Source organism: Roseomonas fluvialis, assembly GCF_022846615.1.
In the GTDB taxonomy this organism is placed as follows: Bacteria; Pseudomonadota; Alphaproteobacteria; order Acetobacterales; family Acetobacteraceae; genus Neoroseomonas; species Neoroseomonas fluvialis.
In genome coordinates this window covers 1,143,829-1,170,000 of record NZ_AP025637.1, presented here as the reverse complement: position 1 = coordinate 1,170,000, position 26,172 = coordinate 1,143,829, and the positions used below count along the sequence as shown (strand labels likewise).

Below are 26,172 nucleotides of genomic sequence, written 5' to 3'. Positions count from 1 at the left end.
ACGGGGCTTCTATGCGCCTTCGCAGACCCGGTCAACCCCCCTCGCGCCACGAAAGATACCAGGACGCAAAACGCGGCACGCCAACGTCGATCGGTGTGCTCGGCACAAAGCCGCACACGGCCTGAATTGCCGAGATATCGGCGAAAGTCTCCTCGACATCCGTGGGTGGCCGCGGCGTGTCGACCACGATGGCGCGCCGCCCCAACGCCGTCTCGAGCACCTCCACGAAGCGGCGCACCTCCTCGCTGCGATGGTTGCCGATGTTCAGCAGGCGCGGCGCGCGCCCGTCCGGTGGAAGGTCAAGACAGCCCAGCACCCCCGCAGCGATGTCGTCCACGTAGGTGAAGTCCCGCTTCAGCCGCCCGCCGTCATAGAGCGTGACCGGCCGCCCGCTCAGGATCGCGTCAGCGAACATCCACGGCGCCATGTCGGGCCGCCCCCAGGGGCCGTAGACCGTGAAGAAGCGCAGACCGGTCTGCGGCAGGCCGAACAGATGCGCGTAGGATTCGCTGATCAGTTCGGCTGAGCGCTTCGTCGCCGCATAGAGCGACACCGGATGATCGACCCGGTCCGCCTCCGCGAAGGGCAGCTTGCGGTTCCCGCCATACACGGAAGATGACGAGGCATAGACCAGGTGCTCGAGCCGCGGCAGGCGCCGCGCGACCTCGAGCATTACCAGGTGCCCCATCACATTCGCCTCGACATAGGCGAAGGGGTCCACGAGCGAATGCCGCACGCCAGGTTGCGCCGCGAGGTGCACCACGCGCGTCACCTCCGACTGCGTCGCGGCGAGCGGCAGCATCACACCACGATCAGCCACGTCCGCCTCGATGAAGGTGAATCCAGCCTGCGACTCTAGCCGCGCGAGCCGTGCTCGCTTCAGCCGCACGTCGTAGTACGGCGTGAGGTTGTCCACGCCGACCACGCGCTCGCCCCGCGAAAGCAGCGCCTGCGCAACATGCATGCCGACAAAGCCCGCCGCACCGGTCACCAGGACCGTCATGCGCGCACCAGCCGATCCTCGAGCAGTTCCATCACGGCGTGGCCCAGGGCGATGTGCGCCTCCTGGATGCGCGCCGTCACCGGGCTCGGAACCACCAGTACATGGTCGCACAGCGCACGCGCGGGCCCACCCTCCCCGCCGAGCATCCCGACCGTCACGATGCCCATGCCGCGCGCCGTCTCCAGCGCCCGCAGCACATTGGGCGACTTCCCGCTGGTCGTGATGCCGAACAGCACGTCACCCGCGCGCCCGAGCCCCGACAGCGGTCGCGCGAACACTTCCTCGAAACCGTAGTCGTTGCCGCCGGCGGTCAGCGCCGTGGGGTCGAGAGTCAGCGCGATGGCTGGCCAGGAGGGTCGCTCGACGCTCGATCGCAACCGCACCAGGAGTTCCGTCGCGAGATGCTGCGCATCCGCGGCACTGCCGCCATTGCCGCAGAAGAACAGCCGCCCGCCGCCGCGGATCGCCGCCTCGCAGGCGTCGACCACGCCCAACAGCGCGGCCGCGGCCTCGGTTGCGAGGCGACGCCGCAGCACGGCGCCCTCCTCCATCATCGCCGCGAAGCGCGCGGCCTCGGTCACGTCAGCTGTCCGCAGTGATGTTGTTGGCGCGGATCACCCGCCCCCACTTCTCGATCTCGGCCGCGAGGAACCGCCCGCAGACCTCCGGCGAGGACGCCTGCACGTCGCAGCCCTGCTCCTCGATCTTGGCCTTCACGTCGGCATCGGTAATGGCGCGCGTCAACGCCTCATGCATGCGCCGCAGGATCGGCTCGGGCGTGCCCGCGCGGCCAAGGAAGGCCCACCAGGTTGGCGCGACGAAATCGCCGAACCCCTGCTGCGCGAAGGACCGCGCGCCGGGCACGTGCCGCGTCTCGCCCTGCGTGGTCACGCCAAGCGGTCGCAACGTCCCGGACCGGATGTGCTGGCTGATGATCACGATGTTGGACATGAAGAGAGGCACGTTGCCCGCGACCGCGTCCTGCACGGCAGGCCCGCCGCCACGATACGGCACGTGCGTCAGCCGGATGCCAGCCTGGCTGCTCAGCAGCGTGGTCGACACATGCGCGAGGCCGCCCACGCCCGATGTCGCATAGCCAATGGTGTCTGGCGCGCGCTTGGCGGCATCGACCAGGTCCTGGAAGGTCCGGTACGGCGTGTCCTTGTGCGCCACCAGCGCGAGCGGCCCAGTCGCCACCAGGCTCACCGGCGCGAAGGCCTCCATCGCACGGTAGGGCAGGCGCATCACGGTCTGGTTGGTCGCCTCGTTGTCGTAGGCGAGCATCCAGGTGTAGCCGTCCGGTGCCGCGCGGGCCATCTCGCTGCCGCCGATCGACCCCGAGGCACCGCCGCGGTTGTCGATCACCACGGGCCGGCCGAGTCCCTCGGCCAGCTTGGCCTGGAAGATGCGCGCAATGGTGTCGACCGAACCGCCGGGCGGGAAAGGGACGATGATACGCACGGGCCGATCGGGCCATGTGCCCTGCGCGCCCCCGATGCGCGGCGCGGCAAGCCCCGCGGTGGCTGCGGCCAGAAGCAGGCGGCGGTCGATCACGTCCATTCTCCCGAAGTCAGTGCCCTGAACGGGGCTTTCGCGCGCGCAGATGACACGCCCCGACCGGGCGCTCAAGCCTGGGTGACCGCGGCCTCCGCGAAGCCGGCGCGGATCGCCTCCGACAATGTCTCGACCACGGGGCCGCCGACGGCGCCGCTGATCAGGATGATGGAGAAGTCCGGCAGCGGCGGCATGCCGTCCTCCGGGCCGAGGAATCGTAGCCCCGCCGGCAAGGGTCCGGGCAGGCCGATGGTCACGGCCAGGCCCGCCAGCGCAGGTGCCAGCGTGCCAGCCTGCGAGGTGCTGGTGTAGGCGACGCGCCAGGCGATGCCGGCCTCATCCAGCGCGCGCACGGCGGCGCGATGCCAGACGCAGCGCGGCTGCGCGGTGGCCAGGGGCATGGGCGCCCGACGATGCGCGGCATGCGCGACCGACCCGATCCAGCGCAGCCCGGCGCGCCACAGCGGCTGCCCGACCATGCCCGGGCGCTCGTTGCCGGCGGAGAGCAGCGTCAGGTCGATCTCGTCATTCTCGAGGCGGTCGACCAACTCGCTGGAGGGCGCGCAGGTCACCTCGACCTCGACCGCCGGATGTACCTCGGCGAAGCGCGCCAGGATTCCCGGCAGCCAGCGCAGCGCGTAGTCGTCCGGCGTGCCGAGTCGCACGGTCCCGGACACAGCCGGCGTGCGGAAGCTCGCGAAGATCTCGTCATGCATCGCGAGCAGCCGCTTGGCGCGGTCGAGCAACCAGGCGCCGTGCGGCGTGGTCTCCACCCCGCGCGGCCCACGCAGCAGCAAGGGCTGACCGAGCGTCTCCTCGAGCCGGCGGATCTGCATCGACACCGCCGATTGCGTCCGCCCCACGGCAGACGCCGCGCGGGTGAAGGACCCGCCTTCGGCGATCAGCACGAAGGACCGCAACAGGTCGGGGTCGATTCCAGGGGGGATGGCAAGCATGGGTGGGGGCCGGGCGGAGGTGGATCGTCGCGGCCTGCTGCTTTCGGCAGGCAATCGAAACATCAGACTTTCTGATGTTAAACGTCAATTGATTTCGTTTTTCTGATACGGGCCTCTCCGCAATGTTCGTTGCGGCGCAACCAGGAGGCCCGCCATGACGATCCGCAGCATTCCCGTATTCCATGCCGTTCGGTTCATGGCCGCCCGCGGCAACGGCTGGCTTGTCCCGTTGCATCGCGTACTGCAGGCGATCGAGACCCGCCGCCAGCTCGCCGAGATGGATCGCCGCATGCTGGCCGATATCGGCATCAGCCGATCCGAGGCGCTGGAAGAAGCCCGCCGCGCGCCTTGGGACCTGGCGCCCCGGCGGCGCTGAGCCGCCGACATTCACACCGGCGGGGCGCCTCTCAGCGCGCCTCGACCGGCTGCCGTTCCAGTTCAGCGACCCGCGCGCGCAGCGCCGCCATCTCGGCGCGCATCACCGCCAGTTGCTCGCCGACCGGGTCCTGGTCGGGGTCGGTCAGGCCGTAGCCCAGCGTCGGGTCGGTACAGATCGACCCTGCCGGCGGGCGGGCCGGGATGCCGACCACGGTGCAATCCCGCGGCACGTCCTTGGTCACCACGGCATTCGCGCCGATGCGCGCGCCATCGCCGATGGTGATCGGCCCTAGCACCTGCGCCCCCGCACCGATCGCGACGTTGTTGCCGATGGTCGGGTGCCGCTTGCCCGGGCTGCCTGACAGCCCGCCCAGCGTCACGCCATGATAGATCAGCACGTCGTCGCCGATCTGCGCCGTCTCGCCGATCACCACGCCCATGCCGTGGTCGATGAACAGCCGCCGGCCGATGGTCGCCCCGGGATGGATCTCGATGCCGGTCAGGAAACGGCCTATATGGGAGACGAAGCGCGCGAGGCCCTTCAGGCCCCTCCGCCACAGCGCATGAGCCATGCGGTGCCACAGCACGGCATGCAGCCCGGCGTAGCATAGCACGGCCTCAGGCCAGGACGGCCGGGCCGGGTCACGGCTTCGGATGGCGCGGGCGAGTTCGGTGATTTCCATCGGTGCCCCCGTCGCGTCAGGCCAGCCACGGCGGCACGGGCAGGCCCTTGCCGCGCAGGAAGTCCGGGTTGAACAGCTTGGACTGGTAGCGCGCGCCGCCATCGCACAGGATGGTCACCACGCGGTGCCCAGGCCCGAGCGCCTTCGCGACCTTGATCGCCGCCGCGACGTTCACGCCCGCCGACCCGCCGATCGAGATGCCCTCATGGATCTGCAGGTCGAAGACCTGCTCGAGCGCTTCCTCGTCCGTCACCTGCACGGCGTCGTCGATCAGCGCGCGGTCGGGTTCGAGGTTGCCGGGGACGCGGGCGGCCTGGCCGATACCCTCGGTGATGGAACTGCCTTCGGGCTTCAATTCGCCGGTCTTCACCCAGGAATAAAGCGAGCTGCCCATCGGGTCGGCGAGCACGATGCGCGCGCCGGGCTTGCGGGCCTTGAGCGCGCGAGCCACGCCGGCCAGCGTGCCGCCGGTCCCGCAGGAGCAGGTGAAGGCGTCGATATGCCCGCCGGTCTGGGTCCAGATCTCGGGCCCCGTCGTCGCCTCATGCGCGCTGCGGTTCGCCAGATTGTCGAACTGGTTGGCGTGGACTGCGCCCATCTCCTCCGCCAGGCGGCGGCTGTAGTGGACGTAGTTGCCGGGGTCGGAATAGGGCTTGGCCGGGATCAGCCGCAGGTCGGCGCCGATCATGCGCAGGAAGTCGATCTTCTCGCGGCTTTGCGTCTCGGGCACCACGATCACGGCGCGATAGCCGCGCGCATTGGCCACCAGCGTGATGCCGATGCCGGTGTTCCCCGCGGTTCCCTCGACGATGGTGCCCGGCTTGCCCGGGGTCAGCAGCCCGCGCTGTTCGGCATCAAGGATGATGCCAAGCCCTGCGCGGTCCTTCACCGACCCGCCGGGATTCATGAATTCCGCCTTGCCCAATATCTCGCAGCCGGTCGCCTCGCTGGCGCGGCGTAGGCGAATGAGGGGCGTGTTGCCGACCGCACCCTCGAAGCCATCCACGATGCTGGTGGAAGGGGGCGGGGTTGCATCCATGGTCGGGCGTCCTTGCGTACCGGTTGATGATGGTCGGTTGCCCGGACGGGCCGGACAAGGGGCGGGAAACCCTTTCTCCTGAGAGCATTATCTGCAGAAACTCTTGGCGAAGTGCGCCCTCACGACGCGAAACCATCCACGGTCCTTGACCTTTGGCCCGGCAATACGAGAACATAAAGCGAACATCAGCGGCCCTCCCCCAGGCCATGTCCAGCCCCCCGAACGCCCCCCCGCTCGACCGCCCTGCCCTGCTCTCGGCGCTCCGTGCCCGCATCGCGCGGCTCGAACGTGCGGGTGCGTCCGAAGCCCTGGCCACGCGGGGGGAGGACGCCATCCCCCTGTCCCCCGCCATCGATTCCGGCCTGCCCTGGGGCGGCCTGCCGCGCGCCGCGCTGCACGAGATCCTGGCCGCCGAACCCGGCGCCGCCGCCGGATTCGCGGCCCTGGTGCTGGGGCGCGCCGGGGGCACGGTGCTCTGGATCGCCCCCGATCCCGATGCCTGGCCACCCGGCCTGGCACGCTTCGGCCTCTCGCCCACCCAACTGGTGCTGGTCCGCGCGCCACGTGCGCAGGACGCGCTCTGGGCCATGGAGGAAACCCTGCGCTGCCCGGCCGTCGGCGCCGCGCTGCTGATGACCGGCGCGCTCGACCTCACCGCCGCCCGTCGGCTGCAACTGGCGGCCGAGGCGGGCGGCGTGCTCGGCCTGCTGCTGCGCCCGGACGAGGACGGCGCCGCCCCGACCGCCGCCCTGACCCGCTGGCGCATCGGCGCCGCCCCGTCCGACAGCACCAGCCAGCACGCCATCGGCGACCCGGCCTGGAACCTCGATCTGCTGCGCTGCCGCGGCGGCCGACCGACCACCTGGCGCGCCACCTGGCACGGCAGCGACCTGGTGACCGAGGACGGGACAGGCACGGTCACCACACGGCGGCGGGCATGAGGCGGCGGTGTTGCAGGCCGCCGCGGTTGGGGAAGGGTGCGACGGGGGGCCAGCCCCCCGCCCCCCCCGCTGGGGGCATACGCGCCCCCAGACCCGCGGGATTCTTGATGGGGGTGGGAGAGGGAGGGGCTCGCGGGCACGCCCTCGATCACGCGCGTACCCTGCCCCTCCCTCTCCCACCCCCATTGATCGCGGGGTCCGGGGAGGCCGCAGCCTCCCCGGCGGGGGTCCAGGGGGCAGCGCCCCCTGGCAGCGCCATCCCCAACGTGGAGCGCCGCACCCTCGCCCTCCTCCTGCCTCACCTGCCGGTCGAGCGCCTGCGTCGTCCCGGCCCTGTCACCGTCTGGGCGCAGCGTGGGGCGCGGCGGGTGGTTGTGTCGGTGAGTGCCGAGGCGGCGTCCGCCGGGCTACGCATCGGCCAGGCGCTGGCCGATGCGCAGGCGATCCTGCCCGGGGTGGTGCTGGTGCCGGAGGATCCGGCCGCGGATGCCGCGGCGCTGGAGCGATTGGCGCTGTGGTGCCTGCGCTTCACGCCGCTCGTAGGGATCGAGGGCACGGATGGGTTGCTGCTCGATATCACTGGCGTGGCGCATCTGTTCGGGGGTGAGAAAGCGTTGCGGGCGGAGGTGCTGGGACGGCTCGCGCGGCTGGGGCTGACGGCGCGGGGGGCGGTGGCGGGGATGCCCGGGGTGGCGTTGGCGCTGGTGCGGGCGGGCCGCGGCGGTGTGGTGGCGCCGGGGCTTGAGGAGGCCGCGGTGAAGCCGCTCTCGCTGGCGGCCTTGCGGCTGGAACCGGCGCTGGTGAGCGCTCTGCAAGGGCTGGGCCTGCGTGATGTGGGCAGCGTCGCGGCGCAGCCGCGCGCGGGGCTGGTGCGGCGCTTCGGCGCCGGCCTGGCGCGGGCGCTGGACGAAGCGCTGGGGCAGGCCGGTCGGCCGATCTCCCCCATTCGCACGCCGCCCGAGATGCAGGTGGCGCAGGATTTCGCCGACCCGGTGGTGACGCGGGCGGGGATCGAGGCGGCGCTGGGCCTGCTGCTGGACGCGCTGTGCCGCGCGCTGCGGGAGGCCGGGCGCGGTGCACGGCGGATGCTGCTGCGCGCGCATCGCGTCGATGGCGCGGTGCAGGAGGTCGCGATCGGCACGGGGCTCGCCACGCGCGACCCGAAGCATCTGGCCCGGCTGTTCCACGGGAAACTGGAACGGCTGGAACCGGACTGCGGCTACGACCGGATCACGCTGGAAGCGCCGGTGGCCGACCCGCTGACCGGCGTGCAGGACGGTCTCGGCACGGCAGCGCGCGCGGGGCGGCAGGCGGAACTGGCGCAGTTGCTCGACCGCTTGGCGCAGCGCCTGCCGGTCTGGCGCCTGGCGCCGCGGGCGAGCCACTGGCCGGAGCGGGCCATGGCGCGGGTGAACCCTTTCGAGCCGGTAGAGGTGCCGGACCCATGGGTGCCGAGGCCGCGTCCGGTGCGCCTGCTGCGCCGCCCGCCCGCGCTGGAGGTGATGGCCGAAGTCCCGGACGGGCCGCCCTTCCGGCTGCGACTCGGCCGCGCCTGGCAGCGGGTGGTGCGTGCCGAGGGGCCCGAGCGGATCGAACCCGAATGGTGGCGGGACCGACCCGACCGGCTGCCGCGCGACTACTATCGGGTCGAGCTGGAATCCGGCGTCCGGCTTTGGGTCTGCCGGGCCGGGCCGATGGGGCCGGACGCGCGCTGGGTCCTCCACGGGCATCTGCCGTGACGGCCTTCGCCGAGCTGGGTGCGCTGACGAATTTTTCCTTCCTCGAAGGCGCATCGCATCCGCACGAGATCGTGGGCACGGCCAAGGCGCTTGGCCATGCGGCGATCGGCGTGACGGACCGCAATTCCTTCGCCGGCGTGGTGCGGGCGCATGTCGCGGCGCGGGACGAAGGGCTGCGTTTCGTGCCCGGCGTAAGGCTGTGTCTGGATGACGGCTTCGACTACCTCGCCTGGCCGACGGACCGCGCGGCCTGGGGGCGGCTGACGCGGCTGCTTTCGGCGGGACGCATGGCGGCACCGAAAGGTGAATGCCGCATCGACCGCGCAGCGCTGGTCGCGCATGCGACGGGCAGCGTCATGGCGCTGGTTGTGCCGGAGGAGATCGGGCCGGATTTCGCGACCAGGCTGCGCGCCGATGCGACTGCGCTGCACCCGCATCTGGCGCTGCCGCTGTTCTGCGCCGCCACGCATCGCTTTCGCGGCGATGACCGCAAGCGGCTGGATGCGCTGGCGCGGATCGGGCCGCCGCTGCTCACCGCGGGCGGGGCGCGCTTCCATGCGCCGGAGCGCCGGCGGCTGGCGGATGTGATGACCGCCATCCGCCTGCGTACCACGATCGATGCGCTTGGTCTGGCGGCGGAAGCGAATGCCGAGGCGCATCTGAAGCCGCCGGCCGAGATGCGGCGCTTGTTCCAGGGGCACGAGGATGCGGTGGCGAACACGCACCGCGTCGTCGAAGCCTGCCACTTCAGCCTGGATGAGTTGAGCTACGAGTATCCGAAGGAGGTCCTGGACGCAGGGCGCACCGCGCAGGAGACGCTGCACGCGCGCGTGGAGCAGGCGCTGGCCGAACGCTGGCCGAACGGGCCATCGGCGAAGCTGCAGCGGTTGCTGGATGAGGAACTCGCGCTCATCCAGCAGCTCGACTACGCGCCGTATTTCCTCACGGTGCACGAGATCGTCCGCTTCGCGCAAAGCAAGGGCATCCTGTTCCAAGGGCGCGGATCAGCGGCGAATTCGGCGGTCTGCTACGTGCTCGGCATAACCGCGGCGGATGTCGAGGCGCATGACCTGCTGTTTGCCCGCTTCCTGTCGACCGCGCGCAACGAACCGCCCGACATCGACGTGGATTTCGAACACGAACGGCGCGAGGAGGTGATCCAGCACATCTACGAACGCTACGGTCGCGACCGTGCAGCACTCTGTGCCACGCTGAACCGCTACCGCCATCGCGGCGCGATCCGCGAGGTCGGCAAGGCGCTCGGCCTGACGGAGGACATCACCGCGGGCTTGGCCAAGGCCGTCTGGGGCCCGCGCGGGGATCGCGACATGACCGAGGTCGCGGCTGAGAAGGGACTCGATGCCGCCGCCGACCCGCGCCTAGCCATGGCGATCGAACTGGCGGAGGAGATTCAGGATTTCCCGCGCCACCTCTCGACCCATGTCGGCGGCTTCGTCATCACCGAGGGACCGCTGGTCGAACTCGCCGTGGTGTCCAACGCATCGATGGCGGATCGCACCACCCTCGAATGGGACAAGGACGACATCGAGGCGCTGCGCATGATGAAGGTCGATGTGCTGGGGCTGGGGATGCTGACCTGCCTCAGGCGCGGCTTCGACCTGATCGCGCAACATCACAGCACGCGCATCGGGCTGCGGGATCTGAAGCCAACCGATCCGCGCGTCTACGACATGCTGTGCAAGGCGGACGCGGTCGGCGTCTTCCAGGTAGAAAGCCGCGCGCAGATGAACATGCTGCCGCGCCTCAAGCCCCGGAAGTTCTACGACCTGGTGGTGGAGGTGGCGATCGTCCGCCCTGGGCCAATCCAGGGCGACATGGTGCATCCGTATCTACGGCGAAGGGACGGGCTGGAACCGGCCGACATCCCCTCCCCCACCACGGGCGATCCGAATGAGCTGAAGGCCGTGCTGCAGAACACCTTCGGCGTACCGCTGTTCCAGGAACAAGCGATGCGCATCGCCATCGTCGCCGCCGGCTTCACGCCGACCGAGGCGGATGCGCTGCGCCGCGCCATGGCGACCTTCCGCAACGAGGGCAAGGTCGCGGCGTTCCGGCAGAAATTCATCGGCGGCATGCTCGCGCGCGGCTACCCGGAGGATTTCGCCGAGCGCTGCTTCCACCAGATCGAGGGCTTCGGCAGCTACGGCTTTCCGGAAAGCCACGCCATGTCCTTCGCCCTGCTGGTCTATGCGAGTGCGTGGGTGAAGTGCCACCACCCCACGGTCTTCGCGGCCGCGCTGCTCAACAGCCAGCCGATGGGCTTCTATGCGCCGGCGCAGATCGTGCGCGATGCGAAGGACCATCGCGTCGCGGTGCGCGCGGCGGATGTGGCAACGAGCGACTGGGACTGCACGCTGGAACCCGAAGCCCGCAGCGCGGAGGGGCTGGCGCTGCGGCTCGGGCTGCGGCTGGTGAGCGGCTTCGGCGAGGAGGCGGCGCGGCGCATCGTCGCGGCGCGGGCGGCGGCACCCTTCTCGTCCATCGCGGACCTGGCGCGGCGCGCGCGGCTCGACCGCGGCGACCTCGAGGCCCTGGCCCAGGCGGATGCCTTCCGCGGCCTGGGGCGCGACCGCCGCGCGGCGCTGTGGGATGCCGCGGCTCTGTCCAGCCCGGCCCCGCCGCTCGCCTCGCATGATGGCACCGAGACCGCGCCCCGCCTGCCGCGCGCGACCGCCGGCGAGCAAACCGTGCTGGACTACGCCGGCACCGGGCTGACGCTGCGCGCGCATCCGATGGCGTTGCTGCGCCCCCAGCTGGATGCGCTGGGACTGGCCGATACGCGCGCGCTGAATGCCGCACCGCAGGGCCGCCGTTTGCGCCTGCCCGGCCTGGTGCTGGTACGCCAGCGTCCCGGCAGTGCGAAGGGCGTGGTGTTCTTCACCGTGGAGGACGAACACGGCATCGCCAACCTGGTGATGTATCCCGACACCGCCGAGCGCTTCCGCGCCGCCGTCGTGGCCTCGCGCCTGATCGTGGCGGAAGGCCGCGTGGAACGGCATGAAGAATCCGCCGTGCCGATCATCCATCTGCTGATCGCACGCGTTGAAGATCGCTCCGACCTGCTGGACGGTCTGCACCTGATGGAGGAGGCGCGCTGGGAAGCGACCATGGCCCGCGCCGACGAGGTGCGCCGGCCCCACCCGCGCGACGATCCACGCGCACGGGTGCGGATGCCGCCGAGCCGGGATTTCCACTGACAGGCCATTATTGCGAATAATTATCACTTGCGCTACGTCTGGGACCCGCAGCGCAAGGAGCCCACATGGCGACGCACGGACTGCCCGACTGGCCCTGGGCTGGCGCACCGACCGACGACCTGCCGCCGCCCGAACACCTGCTGCTCGACGCGTTGCGCGCCTGGCATGCGGCAGCCCGCGCCGGGCTGGCCCCGCTGCCCGCCATGACGATGATCCTGGCGACCGAGGACGCCGCCGCTGCCGTGCCGCCGCTCGATTCGCTGCTGCGCGCCGCGCCGATCGCCGCCGGCTGCGCCCTGTGCCCCCGCGTGGCCCCGCAGGAAGCTGCTCTTCTGCTCGCCTGCGCCCTGGCGCAACGCGGTGCCCGCAGCGAGGCGTTGGCCGCCCTATTGCGCCTGCTGCCGCTGCGCGCGGCGTATGAGGCGATGCCGCCGGCCATCCACCTGGGCTGCGCGCTGCGCCGCGCCGGCGTGCTGCTGCGCCACCCGATCCGGGAGGCTATGCGTCCTCGACCGGCGCGAGGGTGACGATCTCGGTCCCTTCCTCGACGCTGTCGCCTGCTGCGCAGCCGAGATGCGTGACCACGCCATCCGCCGGTGCGCTGATGCGCAGTTCGGTCTTCATCGCCTCCAGGATCGCGACAAGCTGGCCGCGCACGACGCGATCGCCGACCGAGACCAGCATCTGCACGACGCGGCCCGGGATGGGTGCGGACAGACGGCCTTCCGCGGCCGCATCGCCGCCGAGCGGCGCGTGGGGATCGACCAGGCGGAGGTCGTAGTCCTCGCCGCCGAAGGTCAGTGCAATGGCGTCACCATCCACCGTAAAGGGCACACGGTGCCAGACCCCGTCGATCGCGGCGCGAAGGTCGACCGAAAGGTCGGCTCGGACCGAGATGGGCGTACCGCCATCGACAACCACCTGCATCGCGCCGCGCCGCCGGCGCACCAGCACGCGGCGCAGGCGCGCCTCGTCTCGCAGCAGGAGAAGCTGTTCTCCCTCGCCGAACAGGCGGAAACCCAGGCAGACATCCCAGGGGGAGGCGCTTTCGATCCGCAGGCGCAGGCGCTCCAGATAGACCGCAGCGAAGGCGGCGAGCGCCCGTGCGGGGGTCTCGCGCGGCGGCGGGATGAGCTCCGCCGCGTGGCGAGCGATGAAGCCGGTGTCGAGTTCCGCGGCGCGCATGGCCGGATGTGCCGTCAGGCGCCGCAGGAACCCGAGGTTGGTGCTGAGGCCGGCCACCTGCGTTTCGGTCAACGCGGTATGCAGCCGGTCCAGCGCGGAGTCGCGATCCGGCGCGGCGGCGATCACCTTCGCGATCATCGGGTCGTAATGCGGCGTGATGCGGTCGCCATCGCGGACGCCGGTGTCCATGCGCACGCCGGGGCGCTGCGCAGGGCCGAAGAAGCGCGAAAGCCTGCCGATCGAAGGGCGGAAATCGGCGCCGGGGTCCTCGGCATAAAGACGAACCTCGACAGCGTGGCCCATGGCTTCGGGGGCTTCGTCCAGGGGTAGTGGCTCGCCGGCGGCAATACGCAGTTGCCATTCCACCAGGTCGAGGCCGGTGATCATCTCCGTCACCGGGTGTTCGACCTGCAGGCGGGTGTTCATCTCCATGAAGAAGGCGTCGTCGCCCTCGACGATGAATTCGATCGTGCCGGCATTGACGTAGCCGACGGCGCGCGCCGCCGCGATCGCCGCATCGTGCAGACGTTCGCGCAGTGCGGGCGCCAGGTCCGGCGCAGGCGCTTCCTCCAGCACCTTCTGGTGCCGGCGCTGAACCGAGCAATCCCGCGTGTGCAGATGGATGGTGCGGCCCTCGCTGTCAGCGAAGACCTGCACCTCCACGTGGCGCGGCTTCTGGAGGTAGCGTTCGAGCAGCACCCGGTCGTCGCCGAAGGCCGCCTTGGCCTCGCGGCGCGCGCCGGCCAGTTCCTCGCGGAATTCGGCGGGCGAGAGGACAGGGCGCATGCCCTTGCCGCCGCCGCCCGCGCTCGCCTTGATGAGCACGGGAAAGCCGATGCGGGCGGCTTCCGCCGCGAGGTGATCCTCTGACTGGTCCTCGCCATGGTAGCCGGGCACCACGGGCACGCCAGCTGCGACCATCAGCGCCTTCGATTCTGCCTTGCTGCCCATGGCGCGAATGGCGGCAGGCGGAGGTCCGACGAAGGCGATCCCGGCGGCCGCGCAGGCTTCTGCGAAATCGGCGTTCTCGGAGAGGAAGCCGTAGCCGGGGTGGATCGCTTCCGCGCCCGTGGCCTTCGCGACGGCGATGATGCGGTCGGCGCGCAGATAGCTCTCACGCGCCGCGGCCGGACCGATGGGATGCGCCTCGTGGGCCAGCGCGACATGCAGAGCGCCGGCATCGGCTTCGCTGAACACCGCGATGCAGCGAATGCCCATGCGCTGTGCCGTGCGCATGATGCGGCAGGCGATCTCGCCGCGATTGGCGATCAGCAGGCTGCGGAACATCACATGCGGAACACGCCGAAGCGTGTTTCCTCGATCGGGGCGTTCAGAGATGCGGCCATCGCGAGACCAAGCACGTCGCGCGTGTCGGCCGGGTCGATGATGCCGTCGTCCCACAGACGCGCAGTGGCGTAGGTGGGGTCCCCTTCACGTTCGTACTTCTCGCGGATCGGGGCCTTGAAGGCGTCTTCCTCCGTCGCCGGCCAAGTGCCGCCGCGTGCCTCGATGTTGTCGCGCCGCAGCGTGGCGAGAACACTGGCGGCCTGTTCGCCGCCCATGACGGAAATGCGGGAATTCGGCCAGGTGAACAGGAAGCGCGGCGAATAGGCGCGCCCGCACATGCCGTAGTTGCCGGCACCGAAGGATCCGCCGGTGATGACGGTGAACTTCGGCACATTGGCGCAGGCGACGGCGGTGACCAGCTTCGCGCCATCCTTTGCAATGCCGCCGGCCTCGTATTTCCGCCCGACCATGAAGCCTGCGATGTTCTGCAGGAACAGCAGCGGAACGCCGCGCTGGCAGCACAGTTCGACGAAATGCGCGCCCTTCTGCGCGGATTCCGAAAACAGGATGCCATTGTTGGCGAGGATGCCGACCGGCATCCCCCAGATGCGCGCGAAGCCGCAGACCAGCGTGGTGCCGTAGCGATGCTTGAACTCATCGAGTTCGGACCCGTCGACGATGCGAGCGATGATCTCGCGCGCATCGACCGGGGTACGCAGATCAGGGGGAATGATGCCGTGCAGTTCCGCCGGATCGTAGCGCGGCGGTGTCGGAGCGCGCAGGTCGAGCATCGCGCGCGGACCGCGACCAAGATTGCCGATGATGCGCCGGATCATACCGAGCGCGTGCATGTCATCCGCCGCGTAGTGGTCCGCCACGCCGGAAAGCCGCGTGTGCACGTCGGCGCCGCCAAGGTCCTCGGCACTGACGACCTCTCCCGTCGCGGCCTTCACGAGCGGTGGGCCGGCCAGGAAGATCGTGCCCTGATCGCGCACGATCACCGCCTCGTCGCACATCGCGGGAACGTAGGCGCCGCCTGCGGTGCAGGAGCCCATGACCGCCGCAACCTGCGGAACGCCGGCCGCCGACATGCGCGCCTGGTTGAAGAAGATGCGGCCGAAATGGTCGCGGTCCGGAAAGATCTCGTCCTGGTTGGGGAGGTTCGCCCCGCCGGAATCGACCAGGTAGATGCAGGGCAGCCGGTTCTGCTGCGCGATCTCCTGTGCACGAAGGTGTTTCTTCACGGTGATCGGGTAGTAGGTACCGCCCTTCACCGTGGCGTCGTTGGCGACAATGACGCATTCGCGCCCCAAAACGCGGCCAATGCCGGTGATGATCCCGGCACCGGGAACCTCCCCGCCATACATCCCGTGCGCGGCCAGCGGCGATAATTCGAGAAAGGGCGCGCCGGGATCGAGCAGTCGTTCCACGCGTTCGCGCGGCAGCAGCTTCCCCCGCGCGAGGTGCTTCTCCCGCGCGGCGGGCGGTCCGCCCGCGGCCGCCTCGGCGGCGCGCGCGCCGACTGCGTCCAGCAGGCCGCGCATGGTCGCGACATTGGCGCGGAAGGACTCCCCGCGTGTGTCAACGCTGGATGAAAGCACGTGGCTCACGCCGTCTCCTTGAAGAGCTCGCGGCCGATCAGCATGCGGCGGATTTCACTGGTGCCCGCGCCGATCTCGTACAGCTTCGCATCGCGCAGCAGCCGACCCGTCGCGTTGTCGTTGATGTAGCCGTTGCCGCCGAGGATCTGGATGGCATCGAGCGACGCCTTGGTGGCCGCCTCCGCGGCGAACAGGATCGCGCCCGCGGCATCCTTACGCGAGGTCCGCCCCTGGTCGCACGCACGCGCCACAGCATAGACATAGGCGCGGCAGGCGCTGAGCTGCGTGTACATGTCGGCTAGCTTGGCCTGGATCAGCTGGAACTCGCCGATCGCCTGGCCGAACTGCTTGCGTTCATGGACATAGGGCACGACCAAGTCGAGACAGGCCTGCATGATACCGAGCGGCCCGGCAGCGAGCACGGCGCGTTCATAGTCGAGCCCCGACATCAGTACGCGGACGCCGCCGCCGACCTGACCGAGCACGTTCTCCGCCGGAACCTCGCAGTCCTCGAACACCAATTCGCTGGTCGGCGAGCCGCGCATGCCGAGCTTGTCCAATTTCTGCGCAGGCCTGAAGCCCTTGAAGTCGCGCTCGACGATGAAGGCCGTGATACCCTTGGGACCGGCCTCGGGGTCAGTCTTGGCATAGACCACCATCGTCTCCGCGTAGTGCGCGTTGGTGATCCACATCTTGGTCCCGTTCAGCACGTAACGGTCGCCGCGCTTGTCGGCGCGCAGCCGCATCGAGACCACGTCGCTGCCCGCGCCGGGCTCGCTCATTGCAAGTGCGCCAAGGTGTTCGCCGGTGATCAGCTTCGGCAGATAACGGCGCTTCTGTTCCTCGGTGCCGTTGCGGCGGATCTGGTTGACGCAGAGGTTGGAATGCGCGCCGTAGGACAGGCCCACAGAGGCGGAGGCGCGGCTGACCTCCTCCATGGCGACACAATGCGCGACATACCCCATGCCGGCGCCGCCGTATTCCTCCTCGACGGTGATCCCGTGCAGGCCGAGCGCGCCCATCTCCGGCCACAGGTGGCGCGGGAATTCGTCGGTGCGGTCGATCTCGGCGGCGATCGGCGCGATGCGCGCATCGGCGAAGGACCGCACGCTGTCGCGCAGCATGTCGATCTCGTCACCCAGGCCGAAATCCAGCATGGGGATCTGGTTTGCACTCATGTCGGTGTGTCCGCGAGGGATGTGGCTTTCTCGGCGAGTTCACGACGCAACGCGCCGCGCATCACCTTGCCGGTTGCGGTCAGCGGCAGGGACTCCAGGAAGACCACGCGCCGCGGGTACAGATGCGCCGCGAGCCGTGTCCGAACGAAGCCCTGGATCTCGGTGGCGAGCACGTCATCGGCAACCATGCCGTCGCGTAGCACGATCGCGGCAGTGACATGTTCGGTGCGCAACGCGTCAGGCACGCCGACCACGGCGGCGAGCGACACCGCCGGATGGCGCAACAGGCAATCCTCGACCTCTCCGGGGCCGATCCGATAGCCGGCCGAGGTGATGACGTCGTCGGCGCGCGCAACGAAGCGAATGTAGCCTTCATCGTCCGTGACGCCGGTGTCGCCGGTGACCAGCCAATCGCCCTCGAACTTCGCGGCGGTCGCCTCGGGATTGTTCCAGTACCCCAGGAACATCGCCGGATCGGGGCGACGAACCGCGATGCGGCCTTCCTCGCCGGGTGCGCACGCCACGCCCGCGGCGTCGATCACCGCGACGTCATGGCCCGGCACGGGCCGGCCCATGAAGCCGGGCTTCACCGGCATCAGCCCCGCGCAATTGGCGACGACCAGGTTGCATTCAGTCTGGCCGTAGAATTCGTTGATGGTGAGGCCGAAGGCATGGCGCCCCCAATCGAGCGTCTCGGCGCCAAGCGTCTCGCCACCGCTGCCGATGCTGCGCAGGCGATGGCCGAAGCGTCGCGGGTCGGGCACCTGGCGCATCATGCGCAGCGCTGTCGGCGGCATGAAGGCATTGCGCACCTGGTGGCGGGCCATCAGGTCGAAGGCGCGCTCCGGATCAAATTTGGCCATGCGGTGAGCCAGCACAGGGACGCCGTGGAAAAGCGATGGCAGCAGGACGTCCAGAAGCCCGCCGATCCAGGCCCAGTCGGCTGGCGTCCAGAACAGGTCGCCAGGGTGCGGGAACATCTCCTGCGGCATCTCAACGCCCGGAAGGTGGCCGATCAGGGTGCGATGCGGGAGCAACGCGCCCTTCGGCGATCCCGTCGTGCCGGATGTGTAGATGATCATCGCTGGATCATCTGCAGAGGTATTGTGGGGCTCGCATGTGTCGCTGGCGCGCTCGGCCTCTTGCCAAAGCGACAACGCGCCAGGACGCGCGCCATCGGCGTTCAGTAACGTCCGCAGGTCTGGCAGGCTTTCGCGCAGGTGCGCGAGCGCCGTGAGCCCGGTGTCGTCGGTCAGTATCGCGGCCGCACCGCTGTCGCGCAGGCGGTATTCCAGCGCATCCGGTCCGAATAGCTGGAACAGCGGCACGGCGATGGCACCGATCCGGTAGATGGCGAGGTGTGCGGTCGCTGCCTCCGGCCCCTGCGGCAGCAACACCGCGACGCGGTCGCCGACACCGATGCCCCGCGCCCTGAGCACGTTGCCCAGTCGCGCCGAGGCCACGCGCAGCGCATCGAAGGTGATGCGCTCGACGTCACCGCCCGCGCTCTCGTGCACCAGCGCGATCCGACCGCTGCCATCGGCCCAACGGTCGCAACAGGCAACCGCGATGTTAAACATCGACGGCACCGACCAACGGAAACGCGCAACCAGTTCCTCGTAGGTCCTGGCTGCCGGAAGAATAGCCGCTGCAGTCACAGCCAGCGCTTCCGTCGCTTGTAGGATTTCAGGTTGCGAAAGGACTTCCGTTCGGCGCCATGGCCACCAAGGTAGAATTCCTTGACGTCCTCGTTCTCCGCGAGCGAGGCGGCGGTGCCGTCCAGCACCACCTTGCCCTGCTCCATGACGTAGCCGTAGGAGGCGACGGACAGCGCCATGCGCGCATTCTGTTCGACCAGCAGGATGGTGATTCCAAGGTCACGGTTCAGGCGTCGGATGATGCCGAAGACTTCCTTCACCAGCAGCGGCGACAAACCCATCGAGGGTTCATCCATCAGGATCAGCTTCGGGCGTGCCATGAGGGCGCGGCCGATTGCTAGCATCTGCTGCTCGCCGCCCGAGAGGTAGCCCGCGAGCCCGGTGCGCTCACGCAGGCGCGGGAAGTAGTCGAACACCATGTCGATGTCGCGACCCACCTCGCCGTCGCGGCGCGTGAAGGCCCCCAGGCGCAGGTTCTCGATGCAGGTCATGTCGGAAATGATCCTGCGGCCCTCCATCACCTGGAAGATGCCGCGGCGCACGATCCGGTCAGGATCGATGCCGTTCAGGCGCTCACCACCGAACAGGATGTCGCCACGGGTAACCTGGCCTTCCTCAGTCTTGAGCAGGCCCGAGATCGCCTTCAGCGTCGTGGACTTGCCCGCGCCATTGGCGCCGAGCAGGGCAACGATCTCGCCCTGCGGCACAACAAGCGACAGGCCGCGCAGCACGAGTATGACCTCGCTGTAGACCACCTCGATGTTCTTCACCTCGAGGAGCGGCGGGGCGGCCTCGGCCCTCGCCACTGGTTGCTGCGCGGCGTCGCTCATCACCAGCCGAGCCAGTCGGCGCGGCGCGGCAGGTCGATGGTTGCGACCGGCTGCAGCGCCATGGTGCCGGCGGCCATCAGTTCCTGCACGCTGCCTTGGGCCGTGTTGCCCGTCACGCGCGCCCGGTACAGCGCGACGCGCATCGTGCCGCGATGATCCTGCGCAGTGAACGTCGACGGGGTGCAGACACCCTGGAAGCCGGCGGGCACCCAATCGCGCCGCGCGTAAAAGCCGTCGCGGATGCGTTCGCCAGTAACCTGGCCGCCATTGGCGGCAGCGGTCTCCATCGCCTCCACCATCAGCATCGCGGCGCAGGCGCCGGCCAGGTAGTGCACGGGGCGATAGGCGGTGCCAGCCTGGTCGGAGACACGGCTGATGGCGCGCAGCGTCTCCATGCCAGAAGCATTGCCTCCCCAAACCACGCCCGTGCGGACCGGGAACACCACGCCGTCGGCGGCGGTGCCGGCGGCCTTCATGGCGTTCTCATCCATCCCCCAGACGTTCCCGAGGAACTGCACCTGCACGCCGACCGTCTGGCAGGCGCGCAGCACCGAGATGTTCGACCCAGCCGTGTTGCCTAGATACGCGTAGTTTGCACCCTGGTTGCGCAGGGTCAGGCACTGGGCGGTGTAGTCGCCGGGCGTCAGCGCGAACTGGATCGCGGGCAGAACCTCAAACCCAAGTTCACGCGCGAGCGTCTCGCCGGCTTCCTTCGGACTGTTCGGGTAGGGGTGGTTCGCCCCCATGTGGACGTAGCGCGGCCGGCCCTGCTGGCCGCGCGCGCGCCAATCATCCGCCGCCCATTGCAGCATGCCGCGCAGCGCGTCGGAGTAGGACGGGCCGAAGAAGAAGTTGAACGGCGCCGGTTCCACGCCCTGCCGGCGCGACGTCCCTCCGGCATCCGTCAGCGCGGCCGAGTATGACCCAGAGATATACGGGATCCGGTCGCGCGTGACGAAGCGAACCAGCGCTTCCGTATCCGCGGTGCCCCACCCCTGGATGGCGACCACGCGCTCGCGCTGCGCCCAGGACTGGTACTGGCTCACGGCGCGCGGCGCCTGGTAGCCGTAGTCAAAACCGGAAACCGCGAGGCGTCGGCCGGCAACGCCATTGCGCGTCTGGTTCACCCAGGCGAGCGTATCCGCGACACCCTGGCCGTAGGGCACGCCGACATCCGACGTCGCGCCAGAATTGTCCATCAGGTGGCCGACCGGGATCGGTGCTTGGGCGAAGGCCGGCGCCGCGGCGAACAGGGCGCCGGCGAGCAGGGGAAGCGGAAGCCTCATGGTCAGTCTCCTCCTTGGATGTTGTGGGCCGTTGGCCGGCCTCAATGCGAGAACGGGTAGAGTTTCCAATACGCCTTGATCATTTTCCAGCGATGCGCGAGCCCATCGGGCTCGAAGATCAGGAAAAGGATGATCGCCGCACCGATCGCCATCTCCCGCAGGAAGGAAATGGACGCGCCGATCCTGAGTGCGCGGTCGATGGCACTGCCCGCGAGAAGGTCGGCACCGGCCTGCACGATCTCGGGCAGAAGCACCATGAAGGCCGCGCCCATCATGCTGCCCATCACCGATCCCAGCCCGCCGATGATGATCATCGCGAGGAATTGGATCGAGTAGAGGATGTTGAAGGCCTCAACGCTGACAAACAGCAGATAGTGGGCATAGAGCGCCCCGGCCACGCCCGCGTAGAAGGACGCGATTCCGAAGGACAGCGTGCGGTAGTAGGCAAGGTTGATGCCCATCATCTCGGCAGAGAGGTAGTGGTCGCGCACCGCGATCAACGCACGCCCGTCGCGAGTCCGCATTAGGTTGGCGGCGGCGAGGAACAGGATCACGACATGCGCAAGGACGACGTAGAAATACGTCTCCTCCCGATCCAGGCGCAGGCCGAACAGTTCGTAGGGCTCGGTCACGCGCCCGGCCACGCCGCCGGAGAACCAGCGCGCGCGGGCGAAGAAATCCTCAAGGATGAACTGCGCGGCGAGCGTCGCGATCGCGAGGTAGAGCCCCTTCAGCCGCGCCGCCGGCGCCCCGAACACCAAGCCGACCAGGGCGGTCATGATCCCCGCCCCCCAGATCGCAATGGGCACCGGGACATGATATTCAACCAACAACGCTGAGGCGAAGGCGCCGAAGCCGAAGAAGGCGGCGTGGCCGATCGAGATCTGCCCGGTGAAGCCCACCAGGATGTTCAGCCCCAACGCTGCGATGGCGCTGAACCCGATCGTGATCAGCAACCCGAGTTCGTAGCGCCCGAACACGAGCGGCGCCGCGCACAGCAGTCCTACGCCGACGATCGCGGCGATGCGCGAATTGCGCGTCGGAAAGATCGTCGTGTCGGCGCGGTAACTGGTGCGAAAGTCGCTCGCCGGGGTCATCGACGTCATGCTGCGTCAGACCCTCTCGATGTTTTTCGTGCCGAACAGCCCGTAGGGCTTGATCAGCAGGATCAGGATCAGCGCGTAGAATGGCGCGATCTGGTACATGTTCCCCCAGTTGAGCCATTGCGCGTCGACGTACTGCGCGAGGTTTTCGAGCACGCCCACGATCAGCCCGCCCAGCACCGCACCGACGATGGAATCGAGCCCGCCCAGGATCACCGCCGGGAAGACCTTGATGCCGTAAAAGGACAGAGCCGAGGAGACGCCGTTCACCACGCCCACCACCACGCCCGCGACCGTCGAGACCATCGCCGAGATCGCCCAGGACATCGCGAAGACTTTCGGTACGCTGACGCCGAGCGACTGCGCGACCTGCTGGTCGAAGGCCGTCGCGCGCATCGCCAGCCCGTGCTTCGAATAGCTGAAGAACCACCAGAAGCCGAGCATGATCAGGGCCGATACGCCCAGGCTCGCGAGGTAGACGGTCTGAACCTCAAGGCCCATGACGCTCACGCGCTCGGCGGTGAAGATCGGCGGGAACGGCTGCGCAAAGACGCCGAAAATCCACTTCATTAGCGCCTGGAAAAAGATCGACAACCCGACCGTCGCCATGATGACGCTGATGACCGGCTCACCGATCAACGGCCGCAGCACGATGACCTGCAGCAGGATCCCGAACAGCGTCATGAAGGCGAGCGTGACCAGGAACCCTGCCCAGAAGGGCAATTGCCATGTCGTCAGCATCCACCAGCAGACCCAGGCGCCGACCAGCAGGAATTCGCCCTGCGCGAAGTTCACCACCTGGCTCGCCTTGTAGATCAGCACGAAGGACATCGCGACGACGCCATAGAGCGCGCCGACGATGAGGCCGTTCAGCACCAGCTGAAAAAGCAGTGTCGTGTCCATTCAGGCGACCTTCCTGTGGTCCGTCGTGCCATCCATGCGGATCACGCGCAGGACGGTCCGGATGCGCTGCTTCGTGCCGTCCTGGAAGGCGATGGTGGTGTCCACGGGGATGGCGTCCTGTCCCGCGTAGATCGCCTCGATGATGTCGCCGTACTTCGTGTTTATCACGCCGCGGCGGACCTTGCGCGTGCGGGTGAGCTCCTCGTCATCGGCGTCGAGTTCCTTGTACAGTAGGACGACGTCACGAATGCGCTGCGCCTCGGGCAGGGATGCGTTCACCTGCGCCACCTCGGCGCGGATCTTCTCCAGCACCTCGGGCCGCGCGGAGAGGTCCGTGTAGGTGGTGAAGGCGATGCGCTCGCGCTCCGCCCATTTGCTGACAATCGGGAAGCGGATGCAGATCATGGCCGCAAGGTGGGGACGCTGGTCGCCGAGGATCACCGCCTCCGCCACGAAGGGGCTGAACTTCAGCTTGTTCTCGATGAACTGCGGCGAGAAGCGGTTACCGCCGGACGTCGTCGCAATGTCCTTGATGCGGTCGATCACCACGAGCTGGCCACGCTTGTCGAAGTATCCGGCATCGCCGGTATGCATCCAGCCGTCGCGCATGTCGGCCACATCGTCCAAGCCGAGGTAGCCGGCGAACATGTTGGGATGCCGCGTGACGATCTCGCCCACGCCGTTCTGGTCGGGTTCATGGATGCGCAGTTCGATTCCGTCGCCGAAGGGCACACCGACGGTGTCGAAGTCGACCTCCTTCGCCCGATGGATCGTGTAGGCACCGAGCGATTCCGTCTGCCCGTAGATCTGGCGCAGCGGCACGCCCAGCGCCTGGAAGAAGCGGAAGGTATCCGGCCCAAGGGCCGCACCGCCGGTCGCCGCCGAGGTCAGGCGCGTGAAGCCAAGTCTGTCGCGCAGGGCTCGGAACAGCAGCGCGTCGGCAATCGACGACCGCCCGCCGGCCTTCAGCGCATCAAGCCCCATCCGCATCCCGGCCGCGAAGGCGCGCTGCTTGAGCGGCGATGAATCCATCACGCGCGCGCGCACATCCGCCGCGATCGATTCCCACAGGCGTGGTGCGAACAGCACGAAGGTCGGCGCAATCTCCCGGAAATCGGCCATCATCGTCTCGGGTTCCTCGACGAAGTTGACCTTCATGCGCGCGATCAGGCCCCAGCCGAGGACGTAGATCTGTTCCATGATCCAGGGCAGCGGCAGCACCGAGACGTATTCGTCCTGCGGCCCTTTCGGATCTACCGTGAGATACGCCTCGCAGTGCCGGATCAGCGCGCGTGCGCTGAGTTGCGCGAGCTTCGGCCGCGCCGTCGTGCCAGACGTGGTGCACAGGATCGCGACATCCTCCCCATCGGTCGCGTCCACGAGGCTGTCCCACAGGCCCGGTTCCGCGGCGGCGGCGGCCGCACCGCGCTGCAGCAGGTCGGCCATCGAGATCAGGCGCGGGTCCTCGTGCTTGCGCATGCCGCGCGGATCGCAATAGACGATGTGGCGCAGGCTCGGCAGCTGGTCCGACACATTGAGCAGCTTGTCGACCTGCTCCTCATCCTCGGCGATCACCGCAACCGCGCCGCTGAAGGCCAGCAGATAAGACACTTCGTCATCCAACGCGTCGCGATAGATGCCGAGCGACCGTGCACGCACCGCATGCGCTGCGATCTCGCCCATCACCCAATCCGGCCGGTTGTCGCCGATCAAGGCCACGACCTCGTGGCGCTGCAGGCCCAGCGTACGCAGCCCGAGGGCAATGTCCCGCGTTCGCATCGCGACCTGCGACCAAGTCAGCGCCCGCCAGATGCCGAATTCCTTCTCGCGCATCGCGATGTCCTGGCCGTGCTCGCGCGCGTTGCGGCGAAGCAGGCGCGGCAGCGTGAGGTCGGCCGTGGTCATGCCGTGGCAGGCTCGCTCTCGTCGTGCACGACCTCGTCGGCCTCGCCCAGATAGGCGCGCCTCACATGCGGGTCTGCCAACACCTCGGCCGGTGTACCGGCGGCGATCCGCTTGCCGAAATCCAGGACCATGACGCGATGGCTGATGTCCATAACCACGCCCATATCGTGCTCGATCATCAGCACGGTCATGCCCCATTCTTCGTTCAGGTCGACGATGAAGCGGGCCATGTCCTCCTTCTCCTCGAGGTTCATGCCAGCCATGGGTTCGTCCAGCAGGATCAGCTTCGGCTTTACCGCGACCGCCCGCGCGAGTTCGACCCGCTTGCGCAGCCCGTAGGAGAGCGTGCCGGCGATCGCCTTGCGCACGTGCTGGATCTCGAGGAAGTCGATGATCTCCTCGACCTCGCGGCGATGGGTCAGTTCTTCCCGCTGCGCACCGCCCAGCCAATAGGCCATGCCCCGCACGAAGCCGGACCGCAGAAGGTGGTGGCGCCCGACCATGATGTTGTCGAGCACCGTCATGTGCCCGAACAACGCCAGGTTCTGGAAGGTGCGGCCAATGCCAAGGGCCGCGCGGCGGCTGGTGGAGGTGCGCGTTATGTCGCGGCCGTCGAACAGGATGCGCCCTTCGGTCGGGCGATAGCGGCCGGAGACGCAATTCACCATGGAGGTCTTGCCCGCGCCGTTTGGGCCAATGATGGAAAAAATCTCGCCCCGGCGGACATCGAAGGCGACATCGGTCAGCGCCCGGACGCCGCCGAACCTCAGACTGACGCGGTCGGCGACAAGAATCGGCGCCTCGGCCTCCACTCGACGTACCCTCCCAGGGCTTGGTTCTCCGGGGAGGTTATGGGTCGGCGGGCCTTCGTGGCAACTTTCATGCGCAGGGCAGCAGCACCGGGTTCAGCGCGCTCCGCGAAGGGCGATCGCAAGCGGCGGGTCATCGGTCGTCAGGACATCGACCCCAAGGTCCAGCATGCGCCGGATCGACGCCTCGTGGTTCGCGCCCCAGACCGATATGCGCAGACCTGCCGCCCGCAGCGCGGCGCAGGCCTCCGCATCGAGCCGGGACTGGTGCACGCCGATTTCCGGAAACCCGTAAGCCTTCGCGACCGCAATGGTCCCGCGAAGCCCAAGCCCACGCCAGGTGACGTCCTCGAGCAGCCACGCCACGCCGGCGAGCCCGCCGGCCGCGGCTGCCGCGGCTGCCACCTCCGCGTCGAAGGCAATGATCCAGGTTTCGGCGCGCACACCCTTGCGGTCGAGCGCAGCCAGCACGCGCGGCACGAGGCCCGGATAGGCACGCCCCTGCGCGTCCGACTTGATCTCAACCCGCGGCGCGACGGCGGTGCCGGCCAAGGCGTCCAGCATGTCGTCCAGCAAGGGCGGCGCTTCGCCGCCGCCCCCCTTCACGTGAAGGCTGCGCAGTTGCGCGGCGCTGAGCGCGGCCACGGCACCGGCGCCGTTGGTCGTGCGGTCCAACGTTGCATCGTGGAGCACCACGACCTCGCCATCCGCCAGCGCGTGTACGTCGCACTCCGCCTGCTCCAGCGGCAGCCGCGCGGTTTCGCGAAATGCCGTGAGGCTGTTCTCGGGCCAAAGGAATGCGCCGCCGCGATGGCTCGCAATGGCGGTGGGGTGATGCGTCATGAAGCGGACCTCTAGGGGGGATCGGCGTGGGCTGCGTCGCCGGGCCCGCATAGGACCAGCAGCGCCTCGGTCT

General features: G+C 68.9%; 22 protein-coding genes. 5 read left to right on the top strand and 17 right to left on the bottom strand.

Going from position 1 to position 26,172, the window contains the following annotated elements; genetic code table 11:
• Positions 1-31 precede the first annotated feature (31 nt).
• The 4 genes from MWM08_RS05720 to MWM08_RS05705 all read right to left on the bottom strand — a co-directional run bounded on the left by MWM08_RS05720 (position 32) and on the right by MWM08_RS05705 (position 3,513).
• Positions 32-1,003: an NAD-dependent epimerase/dehydratase family protein gene (locus tag MWM08_RS05720; protein ID WP_244458505.1), complete on the bottom strand. Its 972-nt coding sequence runs from the start codon at positions 1,001-1,003 to the stop codon at positions 32-34.
• Entirely contained in the window at positions 1,000-1,584 is a 585-nt protein-coding gene (locus MWM08_RS05715) for a D-sedoheptulose-7-phosphate isomerase (RefSeq protein ID WP_423816014.1), read from the bottom strand. The genes MWM08_RS05720 and MWM08_RS05715 overlap by 4 nt, the downstream gene beginning before the upstream one ends.
• A gap of 1 nt (position 1,585) precedes the next feature.
• Positions 1,586-2,557, bottom strand: a complete 972-nt coding sequence (locus tag MWM08_RS05710; protein ID WP_244458504.1) for a tripartite tricarboxylate transporter substrate-binding protein — start codon at positions 2,555-2,557, stop codon at positions 1,586-1,588.
• Positions 2,558-2,628: 71 nt separating this feature from the next.
• Positions 2,629-3,513, bottom strand: a complete 885-nt coding sequence (locus MWM08_RS05705; RefSeq protein ID WP_244458503.1) for a LysR substrate-binding domain-containing protein — start codon at positions 3,511-3,513, stop codon at positions 2,629-2,631.
• Positions 3,514-3,667: 154 nt separating this feature from the next.
• On the opposite strand from MWM08_RS05705, the gene MWM08_RS05700 reads away from it, so the two are divergent.
• Positions 3,668-3,889 carry a DUF1127 domain-containing protein gene (locus tag MWM08_RS05700; protein WP_244458502.1) on the top strand — a complete coding sequence of 74 codons (222 nt, stop codon included), beginning with the start codon at positions 3,668-3,670 and terminating at the stop codon, positions 3,887-3,889.
• Positions 3,890-3,920: 31 nt separating this feature from the next.
• Here MWM08_RS05700 and cysE read toward each other — a convergent pair whose 3' ends face one another.
• Both cysE and MWM08_RS05690 read right to left on the bottom strand, forming a co-directional pair.
• Positions 3,921-4,574 carry a serine O-acetyltransferase gene (gene cysE / locus MWM08_RS05695; protein WP_244458501.1) on the bottom strand — a complete coding sequence of 218 codons (654 nt, stop codon included), beginning with the start codon at positions 4,572-4,574 and terminating at the stop codon, positions 3,921-3,923.
• Positions 4,575-4,590: 16 nt separating this feature from the next.
• The gene (locus MWM08_RS05690) at positions 4,591-5,613 is read right to left on the bottom strand and encodes a cysteine synthase A (protein WP_244458500.1); all 1,023 of its coding nucleotides are present in this window, start codon (positions 5,611-5,613) and stop codon (positions 4,591-4,593) included.
• 206 nt (positions 5,614-5,819) lie between these two features.
• Between MWM08_RS05690 and MWM08_RS05685 the strand changes: the two genes are divergently transcribed.
• From MWM08_RS05685 to MWM08_RS05670, 4 genes are all read left to right on the top strand, one after another.
• Positions 5,820-6,554 (top strand): ImuA family protein, encoded by a 735-nt coding sequence (locus MWM08_RS05685; RefSeq protein ID WP_244458499.1) that lies wholly within the window; start codon positions 5,820-5,822, stop codon positions 6,552-6,554.
• Between the two features lie 266 nt (positions 6,555-6,820).
• Entirely contained in the window at positions 6,821-8,293 is a 1,473-nt protein-coding gene (locus MWM08_RS05680; RefSeq protein ID WP_244458498.1) for a Y-family DNA polymerase, read from the top strand.
• Positions 8,290-11,511, top strand: coding sequence for an error-prone DNA polymerase (locus MWM08_RS05675; protein ID WP_244458497.1), 3,222 nt, complete (start codon positions 8,290-8,292; stop codon positions 11,509-11,511). The genes MWM08_RS05680 and MWM08_RS05675 overlap by 4 nt, the downstream gene beginning before the upstream one ends.
• Before the next feature lie 65 nt (positions 11,512-11,576).
• Positions 11,577-12,038 (top strand): hypothetical protein, encoded by a 462-nt coding sequence (locus MWM08_RS05670; protein ID WP_244458496.1) that lies wholly within the window; start codon positions 11,577-11,579, stop codon positions 12,036-12,038.
• Here the strand turns inward: MWM08_RS05670 and MWM08_RS05665 are convergent.
• The 11 genes from MWM08_RS05665 to MWM08_RS05615 all read right to left on the bottom strand — a co-directional run bounded on the left by MWM08_RS05665 (position 12,010) and on the right by MWM08_RS05615 (position 26,099).
• The gene (locus MWM08_RS05665) at positions 12,010-13,983 is read right to left on the bottom strand and encodes an acetyl/propionyl/methylcrotonyl-CoA carboxylase subunit alpha (protein ID WP_244458495.1); all 1,974 of its coding nucleotides are present in this window, start codon (positions 13,981-13,983) and stop codon (positions 12,010-12,012) included. The genes MWM08_RS05670 and MWM08_RS05665 overlap by 29 nt on opposite strands.
• Positions 13,983-15,527, bottom strand: a complete 1,545-nt coding sequence (locus MWM08_RS05660; protein WP_341482868.1) for a carboxyl transferase domain-containing protein — start codon at positions 15,525-15,527, stop codon at positions 13,983-13,985. Before MWM08_RS05660 ends, MWM08_RS05665 begins: the two co-directional genes overlap by 1 nt.
• A gap of 62 nt (positions 15,528-15,589) precedes the next feature.
• Entirely contained in the window at positions 15,590-16,762 is a 1,173-nt protein-coding gene (locus MWM08_RS05655; RefSeq protein WP_244458494.1) for an isovaleryl-CoA dehydrogenase, read from the bottom strand.
• Positions 16,759-18,342 carry an acyl-CoA synthetase gene (locus tag MWM08_RS05650; RefSeq protein WP_244458493.1) on the bottom strand — a complete coding sequence of 528 codons (1,584 nt, stop codon included), beginning with the start codon at positions 18,340-18,342 and terminating at the stop codon, positions 16,759-16,761. Before MWM08_RS05650 ends, MWM08_RS05655 begins: the two co-directional genes overlap by 4 nt.
• A gap of 74 nt (positions 18,343-18,416) precedes the next feature.
• Positions 18,417-19,250, bottom strand: a complete 834-nt coding sequence (locus MWM08_RS05645; protein WP_244458492.1) for an ABC transporter ATP-binding protein — start codon at positions 19,248-19,250, stop codon at positions 18,417-18,419.
• Positions 19,250-20,536: an ABC transporter substrate-binding protein gene (locus MWM08_RS05640; protein ID WP_244458491.1), complete on the bottom strand. Its 1,287-nt coding sequence runs from the start codon at positions 20,534-20,536 to the stop codon at positions 19,250-19,252. The genes MWM08_RS05645 and MWM08_RS05640 overlap by 1 nt, the downstream gene beginning before the upstream one ends.
• A 41-nt stretch (positions 20,537-20,577) precedes the next feature.
• A complete protein-coding gene (locus tag MWM08_RS05635) occupies positions 20,578-21,633 on the bottom strand; it encodes a branched-chain amino acid ABC transporter permease (RefSeq protein WP_423816013.1) in 1,056 nt (351 codons plus the stop codon).
• Positions 21,634-21,648: 15 nt separating this feature from the next.
• Complete coding sequence (locus tag MWM08_RS05630; protein ID WP_244458489.1) at positions 21,649-22,542, bottom strand: branched-chain amino acid ABC transporter permease; 894 nt, start codon at positions 22,540-22,542, stop codon at positions 21,649-21,651.
• Complete coding sequence (locus MWM08_RS05625; protein ID WP_244458488.1) at positions 22,543-24,447, bottom strand: AMP-binding protein; 1,905 nt, start codon at positions 24,445-24,447, stop codon at positions 22,543-22,545.
• A complete protein-coding gene (locus tag MWM08_RS05620; protein WP_244458487.1) occupies positions 24,444-25,259 on the bottom strand; it encodes an ABC transporter ATP-binding protein in 816 nt (271 codons plus the stop codon). Before MWM08_RS05620 ends, MWM08_RS05625 begins: the two co-directional genes overlap by 4 nt.
• A 93-nt stretch (positions 25,260-25,352) precedes the next feature.
• Positions 25,353-26,099, bottom strand: coding sequence for a glycerophosphodiester phosphodiesterase family protein (locus MWM08_RS05615; protein WP_244458486.1), 747 nt, complete (start codon positions 26,097-26,099; stop codon positions 25,353-25,355).
• Between the last annotated feature and the right edge of the window lie 73 nt (positions 26,100-26,172).

Bases quoted from the DNA above. Each gene is read 5' to 3' on its own strand.
- MWM08_RS05720 (WP_244458505.1), bottom strand. From the start codon at position 1,003: ATGACGGTCCTGGTGACCGGTGCGGCGGGCTTTGTCGGCATGCATGTT.
- MWM08_RS05705 (WP_244458503.1), bottom strand. From the start codon at position 3,513: ATGCTTGCCATCCCCCCTGGAATCGACCCCGACCTGTTGCGGTCCTTC.
- MWM08_RS05700 (WP_244458502.1), top strand. From the start codon at position 3,668: ATGACGATCCGCAGCATTCCCGTATTCCATGCCGTTCGGTTCATGGCC.
- cysE (WP_244458501.1), bottom strand. From the start codon at position 4,574: ATGGAAATCACCGAACTCGCCCGCGCCATCCGAAGCCGTGACCCGGCC.
- MWM08_RS05690 (WP_244458500.1), bottom strand. From the start codon at position 5,613: ATGGATGCAACCCCGCCCCCTTCCACCAGCATCGTGGATGGCTTCGAG.
- MWM08_RS05685 (WP_244458499.1), top strand. From the start codon at position 5,820: ATGTCCAGCCCCCCGAACGCCCCCCCGCTCGACCGCCCTGCCCTGCTC.
- MWM08_RS05670 (WP_244458496.1), top strand. From the start codon at position 11,577: ATGGCGACGCACGGACTGCCCGACTGGCCCTGGGCTGGCGCACCGACC.
- MWM08_RS05665 (WP_244458495.1), bottom strand. From the start codon at position 13,983: ATGTTCCGCAGCCTGCTGATCGCCAATCGCGGCGAGATCGCCTGCCGC.
- MWM08_RS05660 (WP_341482868.1), bottom strand. From the start codon at position 15,527: ATGCGCGGCCTGCTGGACGCAGTCGGCGCGCGCGCCGCCGAGGCGGCC.
- MWM08_RS05655 (WP_244458494.1), bottom strand. From the start codon at position 16,762: ATGAGTGCAAACCAGATCCCCATGCTGGATTTCGGCCTGGGTGACGAG.
- MWM08_RS05650 (WP_244458493.1), bottom strand. From the start codon at position 18,342: ATGTTTAACATCGCGGTTGCCTGTTGCGACCGTTGGGCCGATGGCAGC.
- MWM08_RS05645 (WP_244458492.1), bottom strand. From the start codon at position 19,250: ATGAGCGACGCCGCGCAGCAACCAGTGGCGAGGGCCGAGGCCGCCCCG.
- MWM08_RS05640 (WP_244458491.1), bottom strand. From the start codon at position 20,536: ATGAGGCTTCCGCTTCCCCTGCTCGCCGGCGCCCTGTTCGCCGCGGCG.
- MWM08_RS05635 (WP_423816013.1), bottom strand. From the start codon at position 21,633: ATGACCCCGGCGAGCGACTTTCGCACCAGTTACCGCGCCGACACGACG.
- MWM08_RS05630 (WP_244458489.1), bottom strand. From the start codon at position 22,542: ATGGACACGACACTGCTTTTTCAGCTGGTGCTGAACGGCCTCATCGTC.
- MWM08_RS05625 (WP_244458488.1), bottom strand. From the start codon at position 24,447: ATGACCACGGCCGACCTCACGCTGCCGCGCCTGCTTCGCCGCAACGCG.
- MWM08_RS05615 (WP_244458486.1), bottom strand. From the start codon at position 26,099: ATGACGCATCACCCCACCGCCATTGCGAGCCATCGCGGCGGCGCATTC.